Raw genomic sequence first — 26,094 nt, 5'->3', positions numbered from 1 at the left:
AATACACGCGGGGCCGCGGGATCCGGTTGCGGACGATCGGCGGGACGGATCAGCCCAGGGAGCGGGACATGGCCACGACGATGGGGCCGAGGAGGGGGAGGACGACGTTGGAGAGGGCGTAGACGATCGTGTACGACATCAGGGGCGTGGCGTTCCCCGCGATGCCCTGGACCGCGGTGATGGCGGGGGTGGAGCACTGCTGGCCGGCCACGGAGCCGAGGGCGAGCGGCGCGGGGAGCTTCATGAGCTTCCAGGCGACGGTCAGGGAGACGCACGCCGGGATGAGGGTCATGAGGACGCCGGCGATGGGCAGCGCCACGCCGAACTTCTCGATGAGCTGCACGGCCTGGGGCCCGGAGGTGAGGCCGACGGCGCAGATGAAGGTGGCCAGGCCCAGGTCCTTGATGACGGACGCGGCGGCCGGGTCGTACTGGCCGAACGTGGGGTGCTTGGCGCGCAGCCAGCCGAAGAGCAGGCCGGACAGCAGGCAGCCGCCGCCGGTGCCCAGGGACAGCGGCACCGCGCCGAGCGGCACCTCGATCTTGCCGATGAGGAAGCCCAGGGTGACGCCGAGGGAGATGAAGACGAAGTCCGCCTTGACCGAAGTGTTCAGGAGGAAACCGACCTTCCCCGCATAAGTTCTGACGTCGGACTTCGCGCCGGTGAGACGCACGACGTCACCCGTGTGCAGCTCCGTGCCGTCCCGCAGCGGGAGCTGGTGGTCCATGCGGGCGACGCCGGTGAGGTAGACGCCGTGCGCGTCCGGCGGCACGTGCTTCTTCAGGTCGCCGAGGGTCAGGCCCTGGGCGGCCTTGGTGGTGAGGAGGACCTGCTCGACGTCGAGGTCGAAGTCCATGCCGTGCGCGGCGACCTCCGGGCCGATCAGCTCCTCGGCGTGGATCATCGGGTCGCGGCGGCCGATGAGGACGAGGACGTCCCCGGCGCGCAGGCGCGTGCCGGGCGCGAAGTCGACGCGCTTCCCGTCCCGGACGACCCGCTCGACCGTCGCGTGCGGGCCCAGCGAGCCTTCGACCGCCGCGACCGTGGAGCCGTCGGCGACGGTCACGGTGTGGGCGCGGCCGACGAGGTCGGGCAGCGCCGTCGCCTGCCCGGGGTCCTCGGCGCCGCCGCCGATCTTCGCCCACAGCCGCTGCGCCTCGGTCCGCAGGTCGATCCGCATGACCGCCGGGGCGATCTGGCTGGTGAGCAGCACGATCGTGATGAGGCCGCAGATGTAGGAGATCGAGTAAGCGGTGCCGACGTTGGCCTGGAGCGTCTGGATCTGGTCGGGCGGCAGGTCCAGCCTGGCGATGGCGTCGGTGGAGGTGCCGACGACGGCCGACTCGGTGGCGCCGCCGCCCATCAGCCCGGCGGCGGTGCCCGCGTCCAGGTTCAGGAGCAGGACGGAGACCGCGGTGATCGCCAGAAGGGAGACGACCTCGATGACGGTGAACACCCCGTAGCGCAGGCTCCGGCGGTTGAGGCTGGCGAAGAACGACGGGCCGCTCAGATAGCCGAGCGTGAAGATGAACAGGGCGAAGGCGATGTTCTTCACCTGGTCGTTGAGGGTGACCTTGCCCGCCATCCCCACGAGGATCGCCACGATGAGCGTGCCGGCGATCCCGCCGAGCGACAGCTTCCACACCTTCACCCGGCCGATCGCGTAACCGGCGGCCAGACACAGGAAGAGGGCCAGTTCGGGAGTGCCCTGGAGCAGTTTCTGGAACCACTGCAACGCGTCACCCGGCCCTGTGCGAGCGGTCGTACTCGTCCTTGTAGGACCGGGTGGTCTCCTCCAGCCAGGTGCTGATCTTCGCGTAGGACTCCGTCGGCAGGTTGGCCAGCGAGACGCGGATCGACCACTCGGGAGCGTCGAAACCCCCGCCGGGCAGCAGGACGACCGAGTAGTTCTCGGCCAGCCGGAAGAGGATGTCGACGGGCTCGTGGTTGTTCTGCAGCCAGGTGGCGAAGGCCTTCCCGTGCTTCTTCTCGGCCCAGACGAGGATGTCGAGCTCGGCGTAGTAGTGCGCGGAGTCGGGGTTGTCGGGCGGGCGGATGTCCCAGCTCTCCGTCAGCGCCGCCATCCGCTTGGCGATGAGGCCCTGGCAGCGGCGCTTGTAATCGTTCTCCTCGTCGGTGAGGGCGGACAGCGCGAACAGCGCCATCTGCGTCTGCTGCGGCAGGGACAGGCCCGCGGTGTGGTTGAGCGCGACCATCCGCGAGTCGGCCGCGAGCCGGTCGACGAACCGCAGTTCCTCCGGTTCCAGGGTGATCGAGGCGTACCGCTCGGCGAGCTCGGCCCGGTCCGCGGCGGGCAGCGCCGCGATCAGCTTGTCGAAGATGTTGTCGCGGTTGACGGCGATGACGCCCAGCCGCCAGCCGGTGCAGCCGAAGTACTTGGAGAAGGAGTAGACGCCCAGGGTGTTGCGCGGCAGCACCGACATCAGCGAGACGAACCCGTTCACGAACGTGCCGTAGACGTCGTCGGTGATGATCGCCAGGTCCGGGTTGGCGGTGTGGACGTTCTCGGCGATCCGGTCCCGCGCGGCGGGCGGGAGCATGACCGAGGGCGGGTTCGACGGGTTCACGCAGAACAGCGCCTTGATGGAGGGGTCGCGGAGCTTGTCCAGCTCGGACATCTCGTACTCCCACAGGTGCAGCCCGTCGGCGTCGCGCTTGGACGCCCGCAGCTCCACCACGTCGAAGCCGAACTCGGCGAGCCGCGGGATCTCCAGATAGGGCGTGAAGATCGGGACCATCAGGGCGATCCGGTCGCCCGGCTTCAGGATCCGGTTGATGACCGCGGAGTCGAACAGGTAGCACATCGCCGCGGTGCCGCCCTCGGTGGCGAACAGGTCGTACGGCTGCTCGGGCTCCCGGCCCCCGCACATCTCCCGCACGAGGTAGGCGTGGACGATCCGCTCGAAGTGGTGCAGCATCCGGACGGGCACCGGGTAGTTGTCGCCGGTGAAGCCGTCGGCCAGCTCGTGGACGAACGCGTCGGCGTCGAAGCCCAGGCGGCCGGTGCCGTACTGGAAGGCGCGGGAGAGCAGCGCCGCGCCCGGTTCGGTGCGGTGCCGGTCGAGGAACTCGGTGAACCGCCCCGCGACGCCGTCCCGGCCCGGCATCCCGGCCAGGGACTCGCCCTGGCGCCACGTCCGGCGCGCCTCGTCCAGGGCGAACCGGCCGAGCAGCAGGAACGCCTCGCGCGGCTCCACGGCGATCCAGTTCGGGTTGCCGCGCCCGGCGTTGAGCAGCGCGACGGCGTTCTTCCGGTCGTTCTCCTCGGCCACCTCGATGAGGCTGTCCTTCAGCTCGAACGGGCTGAGCCCCTCCAGCCTCTTCTGCGTGGCGCGGGGCACGTCGTCCCTGATCTCGCCCATCCCGGCTTCCTCCCGTACGTCCTTTCCGGCTTTTTTCCGTTCGTTGGGCGAAGCAGACAGAAGGCGTGGTCAAGACGAGGTAGAGGTTCCGGCACCTCGCCCGGTCCGGCGGGAGGCCTGCCGGGGGAGGGGGTAGGGGACCGGCATGGCGCTGCACCGGGTGAGAGTCAAGACCGATCCGCTGGACGACGTGTTCAGCATGCCGCTGAGCGAGCGGACCCTCCCCAAGCGGCGGCTCCCCGAGGCGGAGAGCGACCGGCGCGCCGTCTTCGAGGCGATCCGCGGCGAGCTCCTCCTCGACGGGAACGCCGCGCAGAACCTCGCGACCTTCTGCACCACGTGGAACAGCGACGAGGTGCGCGAGCTCATGGATCTGTGCCTCGACAAGAACATGATCGACAAGGACGAGTACCCGCAGACCGCCGCCATCGAGGAACGCTGCGTGCAGCTCCTCGCCGACCTGTGGAACTGCGCGTCCGACGACACCGTCGGCTGCTCCACGACCGGCTCCAGCGAGGCGGCCATGCTCGGCGGCCTCGCCCTGAAATGGCGGTGGCGGCAGCGGCGCGAGGCCCGGGGCGAGCCCGCCGACCGGCCGAACCTCGTCTGCGGGCCCGTCCAGGTGTGCTGGGAGAAGTTCGCCCGCTACTTCGACGTCGAGCTCCGCCAGATCCCCCTGGAGCAGGGCGCGACGGGCCTGCGCCCGCACCAGCTCGCCCAGTACGTCGACGAGAACACCATCGGGGTGGTGGCGATCCTCGGCGTCACCTACACCTGCGACTACGAGCCCGTCGCCGAGATCGCCGCCGAACTCGACAGGATCCAGGCCGAGACGGGCCTCGACGTCCCCATCCACGTGGACGCGGCCAGCGGCGGATTCGTCGCGCCGTTCCTCCACCCGCGCCTCGTGTGGGACTTCCGCGTCAACCGCGTCGCCTCGATCAACGCCTCGGGCCACAAGTACGGGCTCGCGCCCCTGGGCTGCGGCTGGATCGTGTGGGCCGCGGCCGACCTCCTCCCCGAGGACCTCGTCTTCCAGGTGGACTACCTCGGCGGCGACATGCCCACGTTCGCGCTCAACTTCTCACGGCCCGGCGGCGAGGTCGTCGTCCAGTACTACATGCTCGTCCGGCTGGGCCGCGAGGGCTACCGCAAGGTCCACCAGGCGTGCGCCGACACCGCCGGCTACCTCGCCCGGCGCATCGCCGCGATGGGGCCGCTCAAGCTCCTCTACGACGGGCAGGGCGCGCTCCCCGCCGTCTGCTACACCCTTGAAGGCGACATGCCCTTCACCCTCTACGACCTCACCGAGCAGCTGCGCACCCGGGGCTGGCAGGTGCCGTCCTACCCGCTGCCCGCCGACCGCCAGGACGTGACGGTCCAGCGCGTCCTCGTCCGGCACGGCATCGGCAAGGACGAGATCGCCCTCCTCGGCGACGACCTCGAACGCTCCCTGGCCCGGCTGATGAAGAGCGGGAGCACGGGCGCGCCCCGGCAGCCGGGGTTCCACCACTGAACGGCGCCGTGGGCGTCGGCACCGCCCATGGGGCCGTGCCCGGCTCGGGCGGCATTTCTTCTCTCGTCGCCCAACGGCGCGTCTCGGTCTCGTCTCGGCATGCGCAAGTGCTCTTTCCGCGGTGACGGGGCGATTACCTTCGGTGTCGAAAGGTCGGGCTCGGGGGAGCTGGTGTGGACGAATTTCGGCTGCGGATGGCCCTCGTCGAGGTGCAGAGGATGACGGAACAGCACGGGGGGCTGCTGGACCGTCCGGTGCGGCTCATGGACGCGAAGGCGTGGGTGGGGCCGTCGGCTCGGGCGTTCGAACGGGAGCTACTGCGCAACCGGCGGGTGCTCCAGGAGCAGTTGCGGAAGGCCGCGGACTCGTTGCAAAGGGCCGGTGGCGGGGCAGGCGTCGTGCGGTGAGCGGGGACGGATGGCTGGAACCGGGGGCCTGCGGGGTTCGTCTGGGGGCGTTCGAGCAGCTCGTCACGGACGTGGGGCGGGCCGAGGAGGAGCTGGAGCAGCTCGCTCGGCGGCTTCACGCGGCGTTGGCGGCGGTGGGAGCGGATACCGGGCCTGCGGCGGAGCTCTCCCAGGTCGCCCGGTGGACGCGTGAGGTGGGGCCCGAGTTGCGGCGGCGGTACCGGCTCGCGCGAGATCTGGACGCGCAGCTGCCCGGTTTCGCGGTGTGCGCGCCGGAAGGGGAGTTCGTTCGGCTGCCGGACAGGTACGCCGATCAACAGGCCCGGGTCAGTGGGCACCAGGCGGGTGAACTCTTCGCGCGGGCCGCGGCGGGAGACCGGGGAGCGCTTCGATCGCTGCTCAATTACGGGGAGCATGGCGATGACCCGTATTTCGCGGAAGGGATGCTGGAGCGGCTCGGAGCGGTAGGGCTGCTGGACGTGCCTTTCGGGCTGGCTCGGGAGCTACAGGCCGACGCCGGACGGCACGACGTCATGCTCGAAGCGAATACGGCCGATACGCGGGCCGCTCTGGAACTGCTGGCGAAGGCGCTCGCTCGCGGGACGCGTCCGTTGTCCGCGGGATACGCGGGAGACGGGTTCCTGGCGGCGCTCGCGGTCGCGGGGCGGAGCGGTTTCCCGCCGGAGAACAGCAGGCCGCTGTATTTCGGGTATCAGGGGCTGGGGACGATCCTCGCGTCCGCCGAGGTGAAGTATTCGGACGCGTTCCTGCGGGTGGTGGGGCGGGACATGCTCGCCCATGCGAGGGAACGCGGTGCATCCTCCTGGCGGGCCGTGCCGGACGCGTCGGGGATCCACGTGCCGGGTCCACGGGACCGGCACTACCTGGAAGGGCTTCTCGCGGCGGCGGGCGCCTCGCGGACGGGGGCGCAGATACTGCTCGACCACACGCCCGACGGCGAGACGTCCGGGAACCTGCGCTACCTGCTGCACGGGCAGCGCCGGGTATGGGCGGGGACCGACCGCGGGGCCGCCCTCGGGCAGGCGCTCCGGGCCGCGGCCTCGGGCGGGGACGAGCGGTCCCGGAAGGTCTTCGAGGAGCTCGTCAGGGTGCTGGGCGGGGATCAGCTGGCACTGATGAAGTACGAGGCGGGCGGGTTGAAGATCAAGGACCGTGCGGCGTTCGACGAGCTGGCCGGGCTCCGGACGGCCGTGGGCGACATCCTGATCGGCCGGCTCGACTCCGTCTCCACCGGGCTCTACGCGGCGGAGGACTCGGGACACATCGTCCCCGGCTCCCGGGAGGGCACCCGGTTGCTGCTCGCCGTCATCGCGGACACCGTCACCGACGACGCCGCCTACACCGCGCTGTTCAAAGCACACGTGGGGCACCTGCGGCTGTGGATCGACGACCAGCGCCGCCGGGGCCGCGAGGGCGAGGTCGGGCTGGCCATGGGAGCCGGCGCGGTGGGCCGGCTCCTCGCCCTGCGGACGGAGACCATGAAAGCGCTCAAGATCCAGGAGGACGAGGTCAACGCCGCCCTCAAGAAGAAGATCGACCTCGGCCTCGGCCTGGCCGACCCGGCCTCCTACCTCGCACGCTTCGGAGCCCCGCCCCAGATCACGGGCCCCGCGGGCGCGAAGGCCTTCGACGAGATCGGGAAGCACCTCGTGGAACGCTTCGGCGAACACGCCGAGAAAGCCAACACCGAGGCCCACCGCGTCAGCGACGAGGACCGCATGCGCGACCTCGTCAACCAGATGCTCCTCTCCTCCACGGTCACCCACCTCCACTACGAACCGAACGACGTACAGGGCGAGATCTTCGCGGAGAACGGCAAGATACTGCCACCCGCCGGCTGGAACGCAGGACAGGTCGAGGCTTTCTACGACTGGTGCAAGGAACGTGATTTCCCGCTGCCGAAGGCGAGCCACGTCGTGAACGGGGTGATCGACCGTGCCCGTGACGAGACGATCCGGAGCTTCGCCGTCAATGGGGAGGCAAGTTGACTGCGGACGGCTTGGTGGTCAGGGCGGTGAGCCTTGCACTGATCACGCTCCTCACCATGACGCGGTGCGGCGACGCGCCGGAGTCGGGTTCGCCGCAGGCCGATGCGAAGACGGATTCGAGTCCGGTCACCGGTGCTTCGCCGTACTGGTGCGAGCTGGTTTCGAGAGAAGATCTTCGGCTTGTCACGGGTGTCGTTTCAGCTCTTGAAGAGCAGCGGAGCGGGTGGCTGGAGGAGAAGGGCGGCTGTTTGGTTCGTGACAGCGGCCCTGCAGGTCCGCTTGGCCTGAGATGGAGTAGGAGCGGAGGACGTGAAGTCGTCGACCGTCAAAGAAAGAAGTACGTGGAATACGGTCCCGAACGGTTGCCAGGGGAACTCGGGAACGGGTTCCTTGTTCACGCGCCGTCCCATGCGGACGATCGGCCGTACTACGTGGTCTCGACGTTCCGCTGCGGGCGGCATGACCCTTGGCTGCGGATCGACGTCGGTGAAATCCAGGAGGAGCGGTCCTATCGGGAGGATCTTGTTGCTTTGATGCGGATTGCGGAGGAGCGTTTCGGTGTGCTGCACGGTTGTGAGCCGGGGCCGTTGCGGTGACGGGCTTCCCTGGGCGGGCGGTCGTTCGAACACGGAGGGTGATGGGTAGGTAGTCGTCGCGGGCGTGGTGACCTTGGGTGGGGTGCGGCGGTCGGGCGGGAGGGAGCGGTCCGGTGTCCTCAGACGGCTCCGGGCTCCAGCAGGTCTGGAAGCGGCTGCTGAAGTCCGTGCGCGGGCGGGCGACGATGGTGACGACCGGGGTCGCCGCGGTGGCGCTGGGGATGTGCGTCGCGCTGTCGATCTTCCTGGTGCAGGGCACCGCGGAGGACGAGACGCAGAGGGCGGCCGCGCACGCGGCGCGGCAGCTGGGCACGATGGCCGCCGTCCGCCGGGTTCCCGATCCGATCGTCCCCGAGTCCGGGGAGACCAATCTCGTCCAGATCGTGGGGCGGGACGGGCGGGTCCTCGCCTCCACGGCGGCGCTGGAAGGAAAGCCGCGGCTGTCGGAGGACTGGCCCAGCGAGAAGGAGGTGCGGTCGGACACCACGGAATGCCCGTCCTACCTCGATGAATGCGTACATGTCACGAGTTTCCTCGTTCCTCGTTCCGCTTACGGCCAGCTGGTCGTGGTGTACGGGGCGGAGCCGCTGCCGACGGCGCTCACCGACCGGCTGCTGCCGCTCCAGTTCGGCGCGCTCGCCATCTTCCTGCTCCTGTTGATCGGCGCCGGCACCTGGTACGTCGTCGGCCTGTCCTTCGTGCCCGTGGAGGACATGCGCAGGGAGCTCTCCGAGATCACCACGACCGCGGACCTGAAGCGCCGGGTGCCCGTGCCGGGGACCGGAGGCGAGATCGACGACCTGGCGACCACCGTCAACGACACGCTCAGCCGCCTCGAGGAGGCCACGGAACGCCAGCGCAGGTTCGTCTCCGACGCCTCCCACGACCTCCGCAACCCGATCACGGGACTGCAGACCCGGCTGGAGATGCTCGTTGAGGAGCCCGACGACTTCCCGTGGAGACCGGAGGCGCGCAAGGCCCTGCAGGACGCCGAAAGACTCGGCGAGATCGTCAGCGACCTGCTGGAACTCGCCCGCCTGGACGCCGGGACCCCGCAACGCCTCGAACGCATCGACCTGGCCGAGCTCGCCACCCGCGAATGCGAACGGCGCATCGGCCGCGTCCCCGTCACCGTCACCGCCGTCCGGGGCGTCGAAGTCCTCGGCAACCGCGTCCGCCTGAGCCGCGCCCTCGGCAACCTCCTCGCCAACGCCGAACGCCACGCCGCCTCCCGCGTCGACGTCCGCCTCACCACCGACCCCGCCCGCCAGGAAGCCGTCATCGACATCGTCGACGACGGCTCGGGCATCCCCCCGGCCGCCCGCGAACGCGTCTTCGAACGTTTCGCCCGCCTGGAAGAATCCCGCGAACTGGATAAAGAGGGCACAGGCCTGGGCCTCCCCATCGCCCGAGCGATAGCCGAAGGCCACGACGGCTCCCTCACCATCGCCGACAACGACCCCGGCGCCCACTTCGTCCTCCGCCTCCCCCTCATGCAATCCCGCTCAGGCGCCACCGCAGCCGACTGACCACACCCGCCTTCCTTAGCCACGCCTCCCTGAGCTCTCGCCTCCTTCAGTACGAAACGGCCGAAGGCGATCGGCCGCGGAGTCCGGGCACCCCTCTTCGCCTGTGAGAGGGGAAGGGGAAAGCCGTCTGACCGACGCTGCGCACGGGCCGATTCAGGCGGGGTGCTCAGAGCATGGTCACTCTGCGGGACTGTTCCCGGGCGTCGAGGGTCCGGGAGATCTCTTCCCCACCTGATGAGAGGAGAGGAAAAAGGAGAACCCCGCCTGATCGGTGCTGCGCGCGGACCGGATCAGGCGGGGTGGTCAGGGGCGGGTCACTCCGTGGGGCTGCTCTCGGGGGACGCGGAGGGCGGCTTCGGGGTGTCCGTCGGGGCCGGGGTGCTCGATTCGGAGGCGTCCGGCCGGGAGGGAGCGCTTGGCCGGGAGCTGTCCGACGGGTCCGACGGGGCGGCGGGGGCGGCCGTGGGGAGGTCGGGGACGGGGGCCTCGGCGGGGAAGGTCCCGGGGTCGGAGGCCGAGCAGCGGGGGATGAGGCGGGCCTCCTCCTGGTAGAGGTCGGAGGCGCAGATGGGCAGCGGGTAGGAGTTGGGGATCCGCGGGGCCGTGCTCGGGATCTGCTCGTAGCCGTGCTGCTGGTAGTCGAGCTGGATGGGGTTGCCGTGCTGGTCGTAGAGGAGGACGTCCTTGAGGGGCTTTCCGTCCTTGGTGTACGGGTAGATGTTCGCCAGATCGCTGTGCGGCTGGTAGTCCACGGGGCTGTAGACGTACGGCTCGGGGTTCCTTCCGCCCTCTACCAGGAGGGCGAAGGCGACGAATCCGGCGAGAAGGCCGGCGCCCAGGGAGAAGAGGCGCAACGGGCGGGAGCGGCCGTCGCGCACCCGGTAGCCGAGGATCACCGAGGTGGTGGTGACGACGATGAGGACCAGCCAGTCGAAGGTGTCCCACGGGACCGGGTGGAGCCTGCCCGACTTGAAGCCCCAGAAGGCGAAGGAGATCAGGTAGCCGCGAAGGAGCCACCAGGCGGGGCGGAAGTCGTTCCGGAGCTTGTCGTAGCCGGGGAAGCGGTCGTTGACGCGGGTGTGGAAGGCCTCGGTGCGGGTCTCCAGGGCGCGCAGGAGGTTGCGGCGCTTCTTGTCGGAGGGGCGCTGGTCGGGGCGCTGCAGGTAGGCCGCGTACAGTTCGGCGGCGTAGGACTCGGGGGTGCCGAGGCGGGTCTCGAGGGGCTCGCCGGACTCGCCGGCGACCTCCGTCAGGTGGTCTTCGAGATCCTCCAGGAGCTCGGACCGGTCCGTCTCGGGGACGTGGCTGAGGGCGGCGCGGACGGCCGCGGCGTATTCGGAGACCGGTGTGGTGGTCATCGACTCTCCAGAAGGGTGTCCATGGTCTGTGCGAACGAGGTCCAGGTCTTGCGGGAGTCGGCGAGCACCGTGCGGCCCGTGGCGTTCAGGCCGTAGTACTTGCGGTGCGGCCCCTCCTCGGACGGGACGACATAGGAGTTGAGCGCGCCCGCCTTGAACAGCCGGCGCAGCGTCCCGTACACCGAGGCGTCGCCGACGTCCTCCAGGCCGGTTTCGCGAAGACGGCGCACGACGTCGTAGCCGTAGCTGTCCTCCCGATCGAGGACCGCCAGCACGGCGAGGTCGAGCACTCCCTTGAGGAGCTGAGTGGTGTCCACCGGAAAACCTCCTTACGCCGTGCACACTACTACGCTAACCGCACTACCGCACAAGACCCAATATGCCCGTGAGGCCGGGGACCCTCACTACCCGGAGCCCCGAGCAGCTCAACGGCAGCTCAACAGCGGCCTGGAGGAAGCGGCCGACGGCGGCGGTCCGGTAGGAGCAGCTGTCGGACGGGGAGCTGGAGCCGACGGCAGCGGCCCGGTAGCGCTCAGCAGCAGCCGGACGGGGGGCGGGAGTCCGTGCGGAGGCGCCAGAAGTCCTTTTCGGGGAGGACGGGTTCGCCGGGGTGGGTGGTGGCGCGGTGTTCGAGGTACTGCTCGTAGGCGCGGTCGCCGGTGAGTTCGCGGAGGAGCCTCCACAGGGAGCGCCAGGTCATGACAGGGCTTTCTGCCTGCGGCGTTCTTCGGCGGTGGGGATGAGGCCGGAGGGGGCCCAGAGCTGGGACTCGATGTAGGGGTCCTCGGTGGTGCGCACGTGGCGGCGGAGCGCGGTGATCCAGACGCGGACGGCGTCGGCGAGGATGATGAGGACGAGGAGGGCGAAGAAGGCGGCCAGGACGCCGTCGACCGTGGAGTTCAGGACGACCTGCTCCATCGCGGCGACGGACCTGGCGTTGCCCAGGGAGGTCTTTCCGGCGTCCAGGGCGTCCTGGTAGAGGTCGCGCTGGGCGAAGAAGCCGATCTTCGGGTCGCTGGAGAAGACCTTCTGCCAGGACGCGGTGAGCGTCACCGCCACGTCCCAGACGAGCGGGAGGAGCGTCACCCACGCGTATCTGGCGCGCCCCGTCTTGATGAGAAGGGTCGTGCACACGATCAGGGCGATGGCGGCGAGCAGCTGGTTGGAGATGCCGAACAGCGGGAAGAGCTGGTTGATGCCGCCGAGGGGGTCTTTGACGCCCGCCCACAGGAAATAGCCCCAGGCCGCGACGATGACCGCGCTGGAGAGGTAGAGGCCGGGCTTCCAGCTGATGTCGCCGAACTTCTTCCACACGTTGCCGAGGGTGTCCTGCAGCATGAACCGGCCGATCCTGGTGCCCGCGTCGACCGTCGTCAGGATGAACAGGGCCTCGAACATCACCGCGAAGTGGTACCAGAAGGCCTTGCCGCCGATGACGGAGGCGAGGATCTCGGCGATGCCCACCGCCAGGGTGGGGGCGCCGCCCGTCCGGGCGACGAGGGTGCTCTCGCCGACCTCCTGCGCCGTGCGGGACAGCTGCTCGGGCGTGACGGTGAAGCCGAGGTCGGCCACGGCGCGGGATGCCGACTCCAGGGTGGGGCCGAGGGCGGAGGCCGGCATGTTCATCGCGTAGTACAGGCCGGGATCGATGATGCAGGCCGCTATCAGCGCCATGATGGCGACGAAGGACTCGGTGAGCATGCCGCCGTAGCCGATGACCCGGATCTGGGACTCCTTCTCCACCAGCTTCGGGGTGGTGCCGCTGGCCACCAGGGCGTGGAAGCCCGACAGCGCGCCGCACGCGATGGTGATGAAGACGAAGGGGAACAGCGCGCCCGCCACGACGGGCCCGTCGCCGTTCCAGGCGAAGGACGTGAACGCCTCGGTGCGCAGGTCCGGCAGGGCGGCGACGATGCCGGCGGCGAGCATCACCACGACGCCGACCTTCATGAAAGCGCTGAGGTAGTCGCGCGGGGCGAGCAGCATCCACACCGGCAGCACCGACGCGACGAAGCCGTACCCGACGAGGGCGAGGGTGAGGGTCTCGGGGGACCAGGTGAACGCGCCGGCCCAGCCCGACTCGGCGACCCAGCGGCCCGCGACGACGGCGAGGAGCAGCAGCGCCGCGCCGATCACGGAGACCTCCATGACCCTGCCGAACCGCAGATAGCGCAGGTAGAAGCCCATGAACAGCGCGATGGGGACGGTCATCGTGATGGAGAAGGCGCCCCAGGGGGAGTGGGCCAGGGCGTTGACCACCACCAGCGCCAGCACCGCCAGCAGGATGACCATGATGGACAGGGCGCCGACCAGCGCCGCGACGCCGCCCACGGGGCCGATCTCGTCGCGGGCCATCTGGCCGAGGCTGCGTCCGCCGCGGCGCATCGAGAAGAAGAGCACCACGAGGTCCTGGACGGCGCCGGCGAAGATGACGCCGAGGATGATCCACAGGGTGCTGGGCAGGTACCCCCACTGGGCGGCCAGGACGGGCCCCACCAGGGGGCCCGCGCCCGCGATCGCGGCGAAGTGGTGGCCGAACAGGACGCGCCGGTCCGTCGGGTGGAAGTCGATGCCGTTGTTCTTCAGCTCGGCCGGGGTGGCGCGGGTGTCGTCGACGCGCAGGACGCGGTGGACGATGAACCGCGCGTAGAAGCGGTAGGCGATGGCGTAGGAGGCCAGCGCCGCGAACAGGATCCAGGCCGCGGACACGTGCTCGCCCCGGGCGAGGGCGAGCACGGTCCAGGCCAGGGCGCCGACCGCGGCGACCAGGAACCAGATCACTTTCTCCCGCACGGCGGGCCCCCTTCCGGAGCGATCCGCGTCACTGGTCTCATGACATCACAGATCGTGCCCACTCCGGTGCGTACTGTGGATAACCCCTGGTCGGTGAGTCCGAGATGTCGCTGGATGCGCTCGCGGACCCGAGGGTCGGGCTCGATGGATCCGGCAGCCGTGAGCCAGGCGCCGGCCTCGGGCGGGCGGGCTTCGGAAGGCCAGGCCTCCAGCGCCATGAGCACGGCGTTGCGGGTGCTGATCACAGGGCTGCTCAACGCGACCCGCAGCAACCCGTGGCCCGCGCCGGGATGCTTCTCAAGCCCCCGGACGATGACCCCGAGGGCCTGGTCGGGGGCATGGTGCTCACCGAAACCCAGGCTCTCGGCGGGTCCGGACGCCAGGTCGCCGAGCGGCAGCAGCCGTTCGGCGTGGGCGACGACCAGGTCCGCCTCCTCGCGCGACACACGCTCCAGCAGCCACTGCCAGACGTAGGCGTTGTAAGGGTCCTTCTCCAGATGGCCGAGAGCGTGAGGAGTGGCGGGGACGCCCAGCCGTCCGGCGCAGGACAGCGCGTGGGTGAAGCCGTACTCCCCTACGGGGCGGACGAGATGCGCCGACACCAGGCTGTGCCACTTCCGCTGCGAAAGAACGGCCTCGTAGCGGGACTTGAGACGTGCGGGTTCGTGCTCCGGCCACGAGAAACCGGTCCTGTCGAGCAGGCGGGAGAGAGTGAGCAGGGCGTCGAGGCGCGAAAGGGTGGGTCTCGCGTCGGCGAGTTCCGCGAAACGGTGCATCGCCGGGACGGCGTCGTCGTAGTGGGCCATGTCCTTGGCGGGGCCGCCCATGGCCAGCGCGGAGAGGATGTCAGCGGCGCCGTCCAGCAGGGCGGCGTCCACGTCGTCGGAGAGAAGCGCCTCGTACAGGCCGCCGGTGGTGGCCGCGATGTGTGCGAGGTACTCGTTCATGATGTGGTTGCGGAAGCCCTCCCGGAGCAGCCACGCCTTGATCTCCGGGTCTCCGCAGCCCTCAAGGCGCTCCACGGCGTGGATGCGCCCCCAGCCTTCGACGCGCTGAGCGAGTTCGAAAGCAGCGCGTTGCGGGTCGGGCTGGGTGTTCGAGAGCGCGACGACGGCGTAGAGCGTCAGCGTTTCGAGTGAGCCGAGAAGGAGCAGCAGCTCCCGGTCGCGTTCGTCACCGCAGATGCCGAGCAGGACGATGCCGAGTTTCGTTTCGGAGCCCCGGGTGGCGTGCTCCACCACGTGGAGGGCCACGGAACGCAGCTTCTCGCGGGGGAGGCGACGCGTGCGGAGCTCTTTGACGAGGTCATCGGCCAGCGGCAGCACGGACTGCTCTGCGAAGAGCTCGCCCAGCGGGGACGGATCGAGGTCGTGGAGGACGGTCTCGCTGATGCGTTCTGCGAGTTCGGCGGCCGTCTCCGGCTGCGCATCGAAGCCGAAATGATGGGTGCGGATCCCGTCGAACACGACGTCCGAGAGGATCGCTTCCGGATCGGGGCGTTCGTCGGGAAGCGGAGAACCGCCGGAAGGCCAGGGGCCGGGGCCGTGCAGAGCACTGAGGGACAGGGCGTGGGCCAGGTAGGTGGCCGCGCCCTCACCGGCGCTCAACGGCCGGGGCGCTGAACGCCCTTTCGTGAAGAGAACATGATCCGAGAATGGCACCTTCCGCGATACCTGGCAACCACGTGTGCATGGTGCTGAGGGCGGGAAGGCATCGTCTTCGGGGGCCGGAAGCGCAGAGGAGACAGCAGATGACCAGCACCGATCTACTCGTCGACGCCTTCGGCCGCATCAAGGAGAGCGTCCGGGCCATCGTCAAGGGGCTGGACGCGGCCGCGCTGACATACCGGCCGGACGCGGAGGCGAACACGATCGCGTGGCTGGTCTGGCATCTCACCCGCGTCCAGGACGACCACGTCTCGGAGATCATCGGCACCGAGCAGATCTGGACGTCCGGGGGCTGGGCCGAGAGGTTCCGCCTGCCGCTGGACCTCCACGACATCGGGTACGGGCACTCGCCCGAGCAGGTCGCCGCCGTCAAGGCCGACGCCGAGACCCTGATCGGCTACCACGACGCCGTCCACGCGCAGACGGAGGACTTCGTCCAGTCCGTGAAGGAGCCGGAACTGGCGCGGATCGTCGACGAGAACTGGATTCCGCCCGTCACGATGGCCGTCCGGCTCGTCAGCGTCGTCGAGGACGACCTCCAGCACGTCGGCCAGGCGGCCTACATCCGGGGAATGTACGAGCGCGCGCACATGTAGGGGGCGGGGCCCCCCGGACCCCGCCCCCTGCTCGCGGCTCAGCTGCGCGCCTTGTGGATCGCGTCCCGGGTGCGGTCGACGACCGCGGCCATCGGGCCCAGGGCGAGGTTCTTCGCCTGGCCCTCCACCCCCGGATGCGGATGCGTGGGCGCGACGGACTCGGCGGCCTTGACCAGGGTGGCCATGCCGGTGAGCTCGTCCGTGGAGCCCTTGATCCGCAGCTGCGGGAACTCCGACTCCTCCTCGTGCCGGGCGTGCGCCTCGATGGAGGTGCGCAGCTGGCGGAAGAGCGGCAGGAAGTCCGGGGAGCCGGTCTCCACCCGCTCCAGCCGCTTCAGGACCTCCTTGCCCTTCCTCTCCTCGTCCACGAGCTCGTCGACGGCGTCGTCCCCGCCCAGCTTCCGCCGCGCATACGGGTGGACGACCTCCTCCTCGGCGGTCTCGTGGACCGCGAGGAGCCGGCGCAGCTCGTCGAACTTCTGCTTTCGTCGCTCGCCGCTGCTCCGCTCGACGGTGTCGAGCAGCGAACGGATCTCGTCGTGCTGCTTCAGCAGCAGATCGACCACGTCTTCCCGAGTACCGGTGGCCATGGTGACTCCTTTCGGTTCAGCTGGTCATGTCTTTTGCCCTACCCCTGAGAACCGGTGAACCACGGTGACAAGAGTCACTGCCGGTTTCGATGTCCTCTCATGGAGATCGCTTGGTGAAGTCCTTTCGCAGTTCAGGGCAAAAGATCACGGTCTTCGCTCTTCACGGCGACCCCGCCGGGAAAACCGTGGAGACAGGTGAGGAACGGGTGAAAGGGGTGACGGATGAACGGACGCCAGGCAGCCGCGTCGGGGGTCGTGCTCTTCGTCTCGGTCATGATGATCCTGAACGGGATCTGGGGCATCATCGTCGGGATCGCGGCCATCGCCAAAAGGGAGTTCTTCGTTCTGGCCCCGAATTACGTGTACGAGTTCGACACCACCGGATGGGGCTGGATCCACCTCATCATCGGGGTGCTGCTCGTGGGCCTCGCGCTGGCGCTGATGTCGGGACAGGGATGGGCGCGCTGGCCCGCGGTCGCGCTGGCCGTGCTCCAGGCGATCGAGCACTTCTTCTTCATTCCCTACTACCCGTGGTGGTCCATTCTCGTCATCATTCTCGACATCATCATCATCTGGGCGCTGCTGACCTACATTCCCGAGACGGTCTAGCGGGGCAGGAGAAGGACTCAGGCCAGCACGCGAACGGTTTCCAGTTCGCGTCGACGGCGTCCGGGACGACCATTCCGGACTGCACTCCGCTGCGCAGGTATTCCAGGATGGCGGAGGTCAGGCGTTCGCCCGGGACGACGGCGGGGATTCCGGGCGGATAAGGGGTCGGCATTTCGGCGCCGACCCGGCCCGCGGCGTTCGCCAGGGGAATCTGCTCGGTGCGTCCGAAGAACGCGTCACGCGGTGGCTCGGCCTGCTCCAGGCGGAGTTCCCGCGGGCTGGGAACCGAGATGTCCGCCGGTTCCGGGAAGTCTTCGGCGTGCTGGACGAGATCGGAGAGCGCGGTGAGGAGACGGCCGGCGGTGTACTCGTCGTCGGCGTAGGTGAGCTGGGCGGAGCTGCGGCGGTGGTCGGAGACGTGCAGGTTGACCCCGTGCTGCTCCCGCATCCAGTCCGCGGCCTGGTAGCCGCTGACGCCCAGGCCCGTCAGGTCGATGATGAGCTGGAGGGGGTCCGGTGAGGCGGCGCGTCCGGGGCCGACGAATTCCGGGCCGTGGACGCGCAGGCCGTCGAGTTCTTCGACGGCCTGACGGGTGAGGTCGGCCGGCCGACGTGAAGTTTCTGAATGGTCTATGAAAGTCCCTTTCCCGGGGAGCTGCACCCCTCACTCGCGCCGTGTCCGGGCGGGCGGGGATCCCCTTTCGGGAAGGAAAGATCTTGAAAATTCAGTACACAGATGCATAGTGCTGAGTGCTAATTTACACAGAAGGGGTGTGCTGGGCGGGGAGGTGCCGAGGTGGGCTTCGGATTTCGGGTCGGTGTGCCGGGTTTGAGCGTGCGGGTCTCGACGCGGGGAGTCCGCGCTTCCGTCGGTCCGCGCATCGCCCGGGTGCACATGGGTTCCGGAAGAACGTCGGTCTCCAGCGGTCTCGGCCCCTTCTTCGCGTCGACCTCTCTGGGCGGAGGGGGCCGCGGGACGACGCGCAGGCGTTCGTCGGGGCCTTCCGCGGCGCAGCTCGAACGGGCGAGACGCGCCGCGGAACGGGCGCAGCAGGAAGCCGAAAGGGACGCGCTGATCGCCCAGCTCAAGGAGCTGCGCCGCCAGACGACCAGCGTCCACCTGCAGGACTTCCCGCCCGCGCGGCTTCCCATCGTCTCGCGGCCGCCCGCCCTCGACCAGGACTGGGCTCTGTCGGCGGCCTCCGCCTTCCACCTGCGCGGGCTGGGCGTGTTCGCGCGTGCCGATCGCGCGGCGGCCAGGCGGCGCGCCCGGCAGGAGGCGCCCGCCTACCTCGCCTCCGAGCGGGCCCGGCTCGCCCAGAAGCACCAGCAGCTCGCCGCTTCCGCCGACCAGTGGTGGCAGGCGCTCACCATGAACGACGAGGAGACGGTCTGCGAGGCGGTCAACGCCGCCTTCGCCGACAACCCGGCGGCCGGCTGCGCCGTGGGAGTGCGGGACGGCGTGCTGTCCGTCCTGATGAGGCAGCAGGACCTGGACACCCTGCCCGACCGGATGCCCGCCCTCACCCCCGGTGGACGGACGACGCTGAAGAAGCTCACCAAACGCGACAGGCTCCTGTGGTGGCTCACCATCATGGGCTCCAACGTCATCGCCACCCTGAAGGAGGCGTTCGCCTCCGCGCCCGGCATCACCGCGATCGACCTCGCGGTCCTCACCCGCATGTCCGAAACGCAGCGCCTCGGCGTTGTCGCCTACGGCCAGTGGACGCGCAGGGCGATCGAGACGACGCCGTGGCGCGAGCCCCGGGACGCCCTGCACTTCCTCGACCTGGGGCGGGACGTCTCCTGCTCGGTCACCGTCACCGCCTCCGGCAACCTGTCGACCGTCGTGAAACCACTCGACATCGAGCGTCTGCCGAGCCTGCGAGAGCTCCTGGAGACCGCCCTCGACGAAGGCGAACAGTCTTTGGACGACTTCGGTGACGTTCTGGAGCCCGCCTCGCCCCTGATCAACCCCTACGAGACGGTGCCCTTCGCGCAATGGCGCCAGAGTGCTGCTCCGAGCCCGCTGCCTCCCTCACCCGTCCACCTGGCGCCCGGACAGCACCTTCCCCTTCCCGAAGCGACCGTCCGCGACCTGACGGCGGCCTTCGGCTCCCTCGACCCGGACGCCGACCTCGTGCTCCTGCTCACCGGCGCGGACGGCAGGGTGGGCGGCGATGAGGACTTCGTCTTCTACAACCAGCCCATCGCCGCCCAAGGCGCGGTCCGGCTCCTGGGAAAGAGCTCCGAGGAGACCTACAGCGTCCAACGGGCGGCGCTCGACCTGGCCGCCCTGCCCCCGCACCTGCACCGCGTCATCCTGGCGATCGGCATGGGGCGGCCCGCCGAGGGGGCCGGCCTGCAACTCCACTCGATCGCCGGCTGCTGGGTCCTTCCCGTCCCGCCGGATCCCGCGGCCCGCGCGGTGGTGATCGCGGAGCTCTACCGCTCCGCCGACGGCGGGTCCGCGTGGCACCTCCGCTCCGTCGGCCAGGGCTGGCCCGGCGGCCTGGCCGACCTGGCACGGGCCCACGGCGTCGTGATCACCTGAGCCTCTCCGCGGAGGCGGGGGAGCACCCGGACCTCCGCCGCGGGCCGCCCCTGCGCGGGGCGTCCGCTTCCGCCGGGCCTCGTACGCGCGCCTCGCGGACGCGCCGGGAACCCGGTTGTAGCGTGAGGCTCTCCCGACACCCGAGGAGGATGTCATTGACGACTTACTCTCACTGTTGTAGTAAGGACCGGACGGCGGCAGGGCTCTGAAAGGCGACCTTTGACCAGACCTCCGACGGACCCGCCGGGCGGGACGCCCCGGCAGGTCGTCCACCCGCCGGACCGGCCCACCCCGCTGCCGCCGGGCGGCACCAACGCCGTCGGATGGACCCTCGGCCTCATCGGGGACGAGTGGAACCTCCTCATCCTGCGCCACGCGATGCTGGGCGTCCGGCGGTACGGGGAGTGGCGGCAGGAGCTGCCGATCTCCCACGCCGTGCTGACCCGCAGGCTCCACGTCCTCACGGAGATGGGGATGTTCGAGAGGGTCGAGTACCAGAGGAAGGCCAAGCGGTTCGAGTACGTCCTCACCCGGCGCGGCCGCGACCTGTGGCCGGTGCTGGTGGCGATCTGGGGCTGGGAGGCGGAGTGGGTGCAGGCGCGTCCCGAGCGCCTGCCCCGGATGGCGCACCGCACGTGCGGGCGGGCCTTCCTGCCGGTGCTCTCGTGCGCGGCGTGCGAGAAGCCCGCGCGGGCCGCCGACGTCACCGGGGGGTTCGGTCCGAGCGGCACCTGGAGCCGCTCGGTGCCGGCCGCCACCACCCGCCGCCGCTCGGCGTCCGCCGAGGGCGCCGGCATGTTCCCCGAGACGATGGCGCTGATCGGCAACCGCTGGTCGGCGGCGCTGCTGGGCGCCGCCTTCCAGGGAGCGCAGCGGTTCCGCGACTTCGAGCAGCGGCTCGGCGCCCCGCCGACGATCATCTCCGACCGGCTCCGCGTCTTCTGCGAGCTGGGCGTCTTCACCCAGGTGCCGGGAGAGGACCGGGCCGACTGGCAGAGCTACCGCTTCACCGAGAAGGGACGCGCCTTCTACCCGGTGGTCATGACCGCGATCGACTGGGGGCAGCGCTGGTTCCTCGCCGACGAGGGCCCCGCGCTGGTCTACACCCACCGCGACTGCGGCCAGGACCTGCGCACCCGGCTGATCTGCGACCAGTGCGGGGGGCTCTTGCAAGGCACCGAGGTGCTGGTCGGGAACAGCGTCTGAGGCGGTTCGCCGGAAAGGGGCGCCGCGGGGACGGGGACCGCGCCGCCCCCGGTCCCCGCGGCGGGTCTTCAGCTCCAGGAGGGGCAGTGGGTGTAGAGGCCCTCGTCGAAGTTGTCCTCGTACTGCTGGTAGGTGGTCGCGCCGGTGACGCGCAGCACGGTCTCGTCGTTGTAGCGCAGCGAGTTGTCGTGGTAGTTGTGACTGCCGGTGAAGACCAGCTTGAGGCCGCTCGTCCCGGCGTAGCTGCCTGAACCGGACTCGATGGTCATGTACTTGGAGTGGACCGTCAGGTCGTCGGCCGCGCAGCGCTTGATGCCGCTGAGCTTGCCGCTGATGATGCCGCCCACGCTCGAACCGTCGAAGTCCTCGAAGACGACGTAGACGCGGCAGCCCTGCTTCTTCAGGGCGACGAGCTTCTCGGCGATGGCCGTCCGGCCGAACTTGAGCACGGCGACGCGGATGCGGGTGAGGGCGTCGGGGTCCGTGCCGCACTTGACGTTGTCGAGGACGTTCACGATGGTGTCGGACTGGGCGTACGGGTAGGTGTAGAGCTTGTGCGAGCCGCTGGAGCCCGTCCAGTACTCGTCGTTGTCCGGGGTGGTCGTGCGGTTGACGCCGGTCTTCAGGCGGTTGAAGTAGTTGTTGTAGAGGCCGTACACGCCCGCGTCCGCGACGGTGTAAGCGTTGTTCCAGTACGAGACGCGGTTGTGGTAAGTCAGGTTGGCCGAGGTCTGGACGACGACGTTCTGCGCCGTGCCGGCCTGCGAGAACATGAAGAACTTGTTGTGGTTGATGCCCGTGCCGAGGCATCCCCAGCCCTTCTTGCACTGGGCGGCCCAGGAGCCCGCGCTCAGGTCGCCCCCGAGCGCGGCGCGCAGCGCGTCGTAGGCGGCCACGGAATCGCCGTCCACGGAATTGTTCATCAGGACTTTCACCTTGACTCCGCGGTCGGCGTGCGCGGAGATCAGGGCGTTCTTGATGACGTCCTCGCGCCAGGTGTACATCACGACGCGGATCTCTGACCCGGCGGCGGCGTTGTTGATGAGGTTGAGCAGGTGGTTCTGGATGGTGTTCTCCGCGCCTGCCCCGGCGGCCGTCGGCCGGTTGAAGAGCGCGCCCTGCGGCGGCGTGTAAGCGGCGTGGGCGGGGGCGCTCACCAGGAGGAAGGCCAGGGGGAGGAGCGCGGCGAGGTATTTCAGTCCAGATCTCATGCGAACCCTTCAACGGTCCAAAATGACCATGACACGGTAGATCAAGATCATAGGGGGATGCATGGCGCATTTCGGTCAGTCAAGGAGGGCCGCCTGTGCGGTGGGAAGCGGTTCGTGCGGGTCAGCGGGATGATGACTGCTAAGAATTCTCGCTGTATTTCGTGATTCAAGTCCTTTGCTCGGACCGCGGGGAAGAGGATCTCCGTAGCGGCCGGTGCGGCCCGGCCCCGTGGGCACGAGGAGAGGACAACGCGATGGGTCTTCGAGGACTGCATCCCGCCGAACGCGTCGCCGAGTACACCGCCGCGGGCTGGTGGAGCGAGGAGACCCTGGACGGGCTGTTCCGCGCGCGCGTGGCGGCCGCTCCCGGCCGGCTCGCGGTCGTCGACCCCGCCAACAAGGCGGATCTGACCGGTGAGCGGCCCCGTCGGCTCACCTGGCGCGAGCTCGACGAGGAAGTGAACACGCTCGCCCACACGCTGCTGGCGCAAGGCGTCGGCGCGGGTGCCGTGGTGGGCGTCCAGATGCCCAACACCGTCGAGCTCGTCACCGCCTACCTGGCGTGCTGGCGGATCGGCGCCGTCGTCTCGCCGCTGCCCGTCCAGTACCGCGAACACGAGATCACCGAGCTGGGGAGGCTCGCGGGCTTCGACGCGTACCTGACGGTCGACCGGATCGGGGACCGCTCGCCCGTCCGGGAGATCTGCGCCGTCCGCTCCGCGCTGCCCGAGCTGCGGACGGTCATCGCGTACGGCGACGACCTGCCGGACGAGGCACACCCCGTCCTCTCCGGTCCGGCGGCCCGCGAGATCGTCGAGGCCCACGCCGCCGCGCACCCGGCCGACCCGAACGACTGCGTGACGATCTGCTGGACGTCCGGCACCGAGAGCGCGCCCAAGGGCGTGCCGCGCACCCACTACGACTGGCTCGCCATCACCTGGGCGAGCGTGGACGCGCCGAGGCTGACGTCCGAGGACGTGCTGCTCAACCCGTTCCCGATGGTGAACATGGCGGGGATCGCCGGCATGTTCCTGCCGTGGCTGCGCGTCGGAGGCGTGCTCGTCCAGCACCACCCGTTCGACCTGCCGGCGTTCCTGCGGCAGATCGCGCTGGAGAAGGCGACGTACACCGTGGCCCCGCCCGCCCTGCTGGGCCTGCTGCTCGCCCGCCCCGAGATCCTCGCCGCCGCGGACCTCGGTTCGCTGCGCGCCATCGGCTCGGGCTCCGCGCCGCTGCCGCCCGCGATGGTGCGCGGATGGCAGGAGCGGCACGGCATCGGGATCATCAACTTCTTCGGCTCCAACGAGGGCATCGCGCTCCTCACCGACCCGCACGACGTGCCCGACCCCGAGCATCGCGCCCGCTACTTCCCCCGCTACGGCGTCCCCGGGGTGAAGTGGACGTCCCGCCTCTCCGACCAGGTGCGGGTGCGCCTCGTCGACCCCGCCACCGGCGAGGAGGTGACGGAGCCCGGAGTGCCCGGCGAGCTGCGCATCAAGGGGCCGACGGTCTTCCCCGGCTACCTGAACGGCGCGGACCTGCCCACCCCGTTCGACGAGGAGGGCTACCTGCGCACCGGCGACGTGTTCGAGATCGCCGGCGAGGACGGCCGCTTCCTGCACCACGTCGACCGTGCCAAGGACCTCATCATCCGCGGCGGCATGAACATCGCGCCCGCGGAACTGGAGGACCTCCTGGCCGGGCACCCCTCCGTCGCCGAGGTCGCCGTCGTCGGCTACCCCGACGACGTCCTCGGCGAGCGGGACGGCGCCATCGCCGTCCCCGCCGAAGGCGCCGCCCCCACCCTGGAGGAGCTCGTCTCCCACCTGCGCGACCGGCGCATCGCGTCCTTCAAGCTCCCCGAACGCCTCGAACTCCGCCCGTCCCTGCCCCGCAACCCCGTCGGCAAGATCCTCAAGCGCGACCTGCGCGGGGGGCTCCGCTGACCTTGCCGATCGGCTCGGTATCAGGATTCCTGACACCGAGTCGACCGGGCGGGAAAGGCGGGGTTCCGAGATTCTCGCCATGAGACCGGGCGGCACCGCGGAGGCGATGGGTGCCGGCGTGCACGGAGAGTGGAGGGGCGTCCACGTTTCTGTCAGTGGTATCTGACTTCCGTCAGTAGATGGTCATGGGACGTCCCGCCTCATTCTCCGCGCGGGAGCAGATTTCAGATCCAGATGGCGCAGGACAGGCCGTCGCTGAAAGTCTCCGGAGGGTCGGGGAGGGCGCGCGCCTCGCCCCGGGAGACGCGGCGCGCGGTCCAGGCGGCGGCCGCGGCGCCGAGCAGGTCGTCGACGCCGGCGCGCAGGCCGGGATCGCCGAGCTCGTTGGGGAGCATGATCCCGGCGCGGGCGAGGAGCTCGCGGCGGTGGTGGGCGCCGGCCCAGGACGACCTGCGGGAGGGCAGGTGCTCTCCGGCCAGCGCCGCGAAGCTCACCTCGGGCCGCACCTCGACGACCGGGAGGTGGGTCTCCCGCACCCAGTGCTCCACCTGGAGGATCTTGGCCCGGAGCGAGAACGCGTGGGGGGTGAGGCCGTCACCGGCCAGGCGGAGGTTGGTGGCCCGCGCGTCGTCGATGTCCGCGCTCTCCAGCGCCTCCCGCACCGGGACGATGGTCACCGAGTACCACTGCGGCCCGGCCTCCTTGCGCGCCAGCACGTCCGCCTGCCGCCGTCCGGCGTCGGCCAGCCCGATCGGCATGTCCACCGCCACCGCGTCGACCTTGCCGTCCCGCTCGGCCTGGTCGACCAGCCGGCCGATCTCCGGGGCGTGGTAGGCGGTCAGCCCTCCGTCCCACTCCACCGCGATCCCCACCCATCCTCTGCGGCAGGCGTCCACGCCCAGGACTCGCGGCTTGTTCATGCACTTCTCCCCGTTTTCTTGCATGTCGAAGACGACTGTAGAACCTCCGGGCCCATCTCACTGCCATAACGGACGGACTACGGAAATCTAGGTCAGTTAGCGGCACGCGACAGGGGAAAGGATCGCGTTCCGCCGCGACCCCGGAGGGAGGGGTTCCTTCCAGCGGGACATATCGGATCGGATCTCAACGTCACCACTCGATCACGCTACTGTCAATCACAAATCGGTTACAGGAGCGTTTGTTGACCCATGTCGACGCGTCGGTGAAATGCCGAAGATTGCCGCATATTCACGTCGGCCCCGGTGGGGCGCGCCCGAGGACGGGCCGGGGGTTTCTCCGGCTCCCGGTGGTGGGGATGTGGGGATTTTCCCGTCGGATTACCCTCTCGTGAGTGCTCCTTTGCCTGGCCTTGGGGGTGTGTCGCGGTAACAGAACGATCACGCTGGGTAGGGCGGGTCGGGACCAAGGCCGTTGGGACTTCGGGAAAGGGAGCTCGTGCTTCGTACTCGCCGTTTCGCAGGTGTTCTGGCCGTCGTCGTTCCGCTGGGGGTGTCGGCTGTGCCGGCTGTCGCGTACGCGGCCGCCGAGAGAGGGGCTCGGGTCGCGGTGAAGGAGCCACCCGGGGGCGAGGGCGTCACCCGGGTGCAGAACGGAGGGATGCTGACCCGCAAGAGCGCGGGGGGCAAGGAGAACTTCGAGTACCACTTCGAGGTGTGGCAGGTGCGGGGCGGGATCGCGCCCGGCGACCTGAACGCCGAGGTGACGGGGGCGATGCAGGTGCCGCTCTCGGGGCCCGCCTCGCTGGGGGAGGCCACCGGGACGCTGAAGGAGGGCGTCGAGCTGCCGTTCGACCTCAGCGTGGCCAAGGGCAGCACCCGGCTGTACCTCAAGGGGGAGAAGCAGGTCTGGGTGCAGATCAAGGCCGACACCCCGTACGGGAACTACGACCACGACGTGCACCTCTTCGACCTCGACGCGGCGGGGAAGCCCGGCGGCAAGCCGGCCGAGAAGCCCGCGGACAAGCCCGCCGAGCAGCCTCCGGCCGCGAAGCCCCCGGCTGAGAAGCCGGCCGACAAGCCCGCCGAGAAGCCCGCCGACAAGGCGGCGAGCGGGAACACGGCCAAGGGGGGCGTCACGGAGGACAAGGTGGTCAAGGACACCCTGTACAAGGTCGGCGCCTGACCGGTCGACGTCCTGGACTCC

At 69.8% G+C, this 26,094-nt stretch carries 22 protein-coding genes; 11 read left to right on the top strand and 11 right to left on the bottom strand.

The genetic code is table 11. The features are described from left to right. Positions 1–49: 49 nt before the first annotated feature. Both aspT and ABD140_RS17600 read right to left on the bottom strand, forming a co-directional pair. Positions 50–1,735, bottom strand: coding sequence for an aspartate-alanine antiporter (gene aspT / locus ABD140_RS17605; RefSeq protein ID WP_344241935.1), 1,686 nt, complete (start codon positions 1,733–1,735; stop codon positions 50–52). A gap of 4 nt (positions 1,736–1,739) precedes the next feature. Next, positions 1,740–3,383, bottom strand: a complete 1,644-nt coding sequence (locus ABD140_RS17600) for a bifunctional aspartate transaminase/aspartate 4-decarboxylase (RefSeq protein WP_344241934.1) — start codon at positions 3,381–3,383, stop codon at positions 1,740–1,742. 145 nt (positions 3,384–3,528) lie between these two features. Here ABD140_RS17600 and gad point away from each other — a divergent pair, with 145 nt between their 5' ends. The 5 genes from gad (at position 3,529) to ABD140_RS17575 (ending at position 9,440) form a co-directional block, all read left to right on the top strand. Beyond that, on the top strand, positions 3,529–4,899 hold the full coding sequence (gene gad / locus ABD140_RS17595) for a glutamate decarboxylase (protein ID WP_344241933.1): 1,371 nt from the start codon (positions 3,529–3,531) through the stop codon (positions 4,897–4,899). A 173-nt stretch (positions 4,900–5,072) separates the two neighbouring features. Continuing rightward, entirely contained in the window at positions 5,073–5,306 is a 234-nt protein-coding gene (locus tag ABD140_RS17590; protein WP_344241932.1) for a hypothetical protein, read from the top strand. Continuing rightward, positions 5,303–7,315, top strand: coding sequence for a hypothetical protein (locus ABD140_RS17585; protein WP_344241931.1), 2,013 nt, complete (start codon positions 5,303–5,305; stop codon positions 7,313–7,315). Before ABD140_RS17590 ends, ABD140_RS17585 begins: the two co-directional genes overlap by 4 nt. Continuing rightward, a complete protein-coding gene (locus ABD140_RS17580; protein ID WP_344241930.1) occupies positions 7,312–7,911 on the top strand; it encodes a hypothetical protein in 600 nt (199 codons plus the stop codon). Before ABD140_RS17585 ends, ABD140_RS17580 begins: the two co-directional genes overlap by 4 nt. 113 nt (positions 7,912–8,024) lie before the next feature. Next, positions 8,025–9,440, top strand: coding sequence for a sensor histidine kinase (locus ABD140_RS17575; RefSeq protein WP_344241929.1), 1,416 nt, complete (start codon positions 8,025–8,027; stop codon positions 9,438–9,440). Between the two features lie 314 nt (positions 9,441–9,754). On the opposite strand, the gene ABD140_RS17570 is transcribed toward ABD140_RS17575, so the two are convergent. The 5 genes from ABD140_RS17570 to ABD140_RS17550 all read right to left on the bottom strand — a co-directional run bounded on the left by ABD140_RS17570 (position 9,755) and on the right by ABD140_RS17550 (position 15,198). Continuing rightward, a complete protein-coding gene (locus ABD140_RS17570; RefSeq protein ID WP_344241928.1) occupies positions 9,755–10,798 on the bottom strand; it encodes an HAAS signaling domain-containing protein in 1,044 nt (347 codons plus the stop codon). Continuing rightward, positions 10,795–11,115, bottom strand: coding sequence for a PadR family transcriptional regulator (locus ABD140_RS17565; protein WP_344241927.1), 321 nt, complete (start codon positions 11,113–11,115; stop codon positions 10,795–10,797). Before ABD140_RS17565 ends, ABD140_RS17570 begins: the two co-directional genes overlap by 4 nt. 215 nt (positions 11,116–11,330) lie before the next feature. Further along, a complete protein-coding gene (locus ABD140_RS17560) occupies positions 11,331–11,498 on the bottom strand; it encodes a YbdD/YjiX family protein (RefSeq protein ID WP_344241926.1) in 168 nt (55 codons plus the stop codon). Next, positions 11,495–13,591: a carbon starvation CstA family protein gene (locus ABD140_RS17555; RefSeq protein WP_344241925.1), complete on the bottom strand. Its 2,097-nt coding sequence runs from the start codon at positions 13,589–13,591 to the stop codon at positions 11,495–11,497. The genes ABD140_RS17560 and ABD140_RS17555 overlap by 4 nt, the downstream gene beginning before the upstream one ends. Continuing rightward, positions 13,576–15,198, bottom strand: coding sequence for a hypothetical protein (locus ABD140_RS17550; protein WP_344241924.1), 1,623 nt, complete (start codon positions 15,196–15,198; stop codon positions 13,576–13,578). Before ABD140_RS17550 ends, ABD140_RS17555 begins: the two co-directional genes overlap by 16 nt. A gap of 143 nt (positions 15,199–15,341) precedes the next feature. On the opposite strand from ABD140_RS17550, the gene ABD140_RS17545 reads away from it, so the two are divergent. Further along, the gene (locus tag ABD140_RS17545) at positions 15,342–15,854 is read left to right on the top strand and encodes a mycothiol transferase (protein WP_344241923.1); all 513 of its coding nucleotides are present in this window, start codon (positions 15,342–15,344) and stop codon (positions 15,852–15,854) included. Between the two features lie 38 nt (positions 15,855–15,892). Here ABD140_RS17545 and ABD140_RS17540 read toward each other — a convergent pair whose 3' ends face one another. Next, positions 15,893–16,444 carry a hemerythrin domain-containing protein gene (locus tag ABD140_RS17540; RefSeq protein WP_344241922.1) on the bottom strand — a complete coding sequence of 184 codons (552 nt, stop codon included), beginning with the start codon at positions 16,442–16,444 and terminating at the stop codon, positions 15,893–15,895. 222 nt (positions 16,445–16,666) lie between these two features. Between ABD140_RS17540 and ABD140_RS17535 the strand changes: the two genes are divergently transcribed. Continuing rightward, a complete protein-coding gene (locus ABD140_RS17535; protein WP_344241921.1) occupies positions 16,667–17,053 on the top strand; it encodes a DUF7144 family membrane protein in 387 nt (128 codons plus the stop codon). Here ABD140_RS17535 and ABD140_RS17530 read toward each other — a convergent pair. Next, a complete protein-coding gene (locus ABD140_RS17530) occupies positions 17,013–17,714 on the bottom strand; it encodes an Orn/Lys/Arg family decarboxylase (protein ID WP_344241920.1) in 702 nt (233 codons plus the stop codon). The two genes, ABD140_RS17535 and ABD140_RS17530, sit on opposite strands and share 41 nt — an antisense overlap. Positions 17,715–17,948: 234 nt before the next feature. On the opposite strand from ABD140_RS17530, the gene ABD140_RS17525 reads away from it, so the two are divergent. Together ABD140_RS17525 and ABD140_RS17520 are read left to right on the top strand one after the other, a co-directional pair. Beyond that, positions 17,949–19,607 carry a TerD family protein gene (locus ABD140_RS17525; protein WP_344241919.1) on the top strand — a complete coding sequence of 553 codons (1,659 nt, stop codon included), beginning with the start codon at positions 17,949–17,951 and terminating at the stop codon, positions 19,605–19,607. Between the two features lie 219 nt (positions 19,608–19,826). Beyond that, positions 19,827–20,813: a winged helix-turn-helix transcriptional regulator gene (locus ABD140_RS17520; RefSeq protein WP_344241918.1), complete on the top strand. Its 987-nt coding sequence runs from the start codon at positions 19,827–19,829 to the stop codon at positions 20,811–20,813. Positions 20,814–20,881: 68 nt separating this feature from the next. Here ABD140_RS17520 and ABD140_RS17515 read toward each other — a convergent pair whose 3' ends face one another. Then, positions 20,882–22,024 (bottom strand): phospholipase D-like domain-containing protein, encoded by a 1,143-nt coding sequence (locus ABD140_RS17515; RefSeq protein ID WP_344241917.1) that lies wholly within the window; start codon positions 22,022–22,024, stop codon positions 20,882–20,884. A 254-nt stretch (positions 22,025–22,278) separates the two neighbouring features. On the opposite strand from ABD140_RS17515, the gene ABD140_RS17510 reads away from it, so the two are divergent. Continuing rightward, complete coding sequence (locus ABD140_RS17510; RefSeq protein ID WP_344241916.1) at positions 22,279–23,970, top strand: class I adenylate-forming enzyme family protein; 1,692 nt, start codon at positions 22,279–22,281, stop codon at positions 23,968–23,970. A 224-nt stretch (positions 23,971–24,194) separates the two neighbouring features. Here the strand turns inward: ABD140_RS17510 and ABD140_RS17505 are convergent, their stop codons facing one another. After that, positions 24,195–24,890 (bottom strand): DUF429 domain-containing protein, encoded by a 696-nt coding sequence (locus ABD140_RS17505; protein ID WP_344241915.1) that lies wholly within the window; start codon positions 24,888–24,890, stop codon positions 24,195–24,197. 607 nt (positions 24,891–25,497) lie between these two features. Between ABD140_RS17505 and ABD140_RS17500 the strand changes: the two genes are divergently transcribed. Beyond that, positions 25,498–26,073, top strand: coding sequence for a hypothetical protein (locus ABD140_RS17500; protein ID WP_344241914.1), 576 nt, complete (start codon positions 25,498–25,500; stop codon positions 26,071–26,073). Positions 26,074–26,094: the final 21 nt, after the last annotated feature.

The sequence above is a fragment of the Actinocorallia libanotica genome (assembly GCF_039525175.1).
In the GTDB taxonomy this organism is placed as follows: domain Bacteria; phylum Actinomycetota; class Actinomycetes; order Streptosporangiales; family Streptosporangiaceae; genus Actinocorallia; species Actinocorallia libanotica.
The sequence above is the reverse complement of the archived record's forward strand: the minus strand, read 5'-3'. Positions and strand labels throughout refer to the sequence as shown.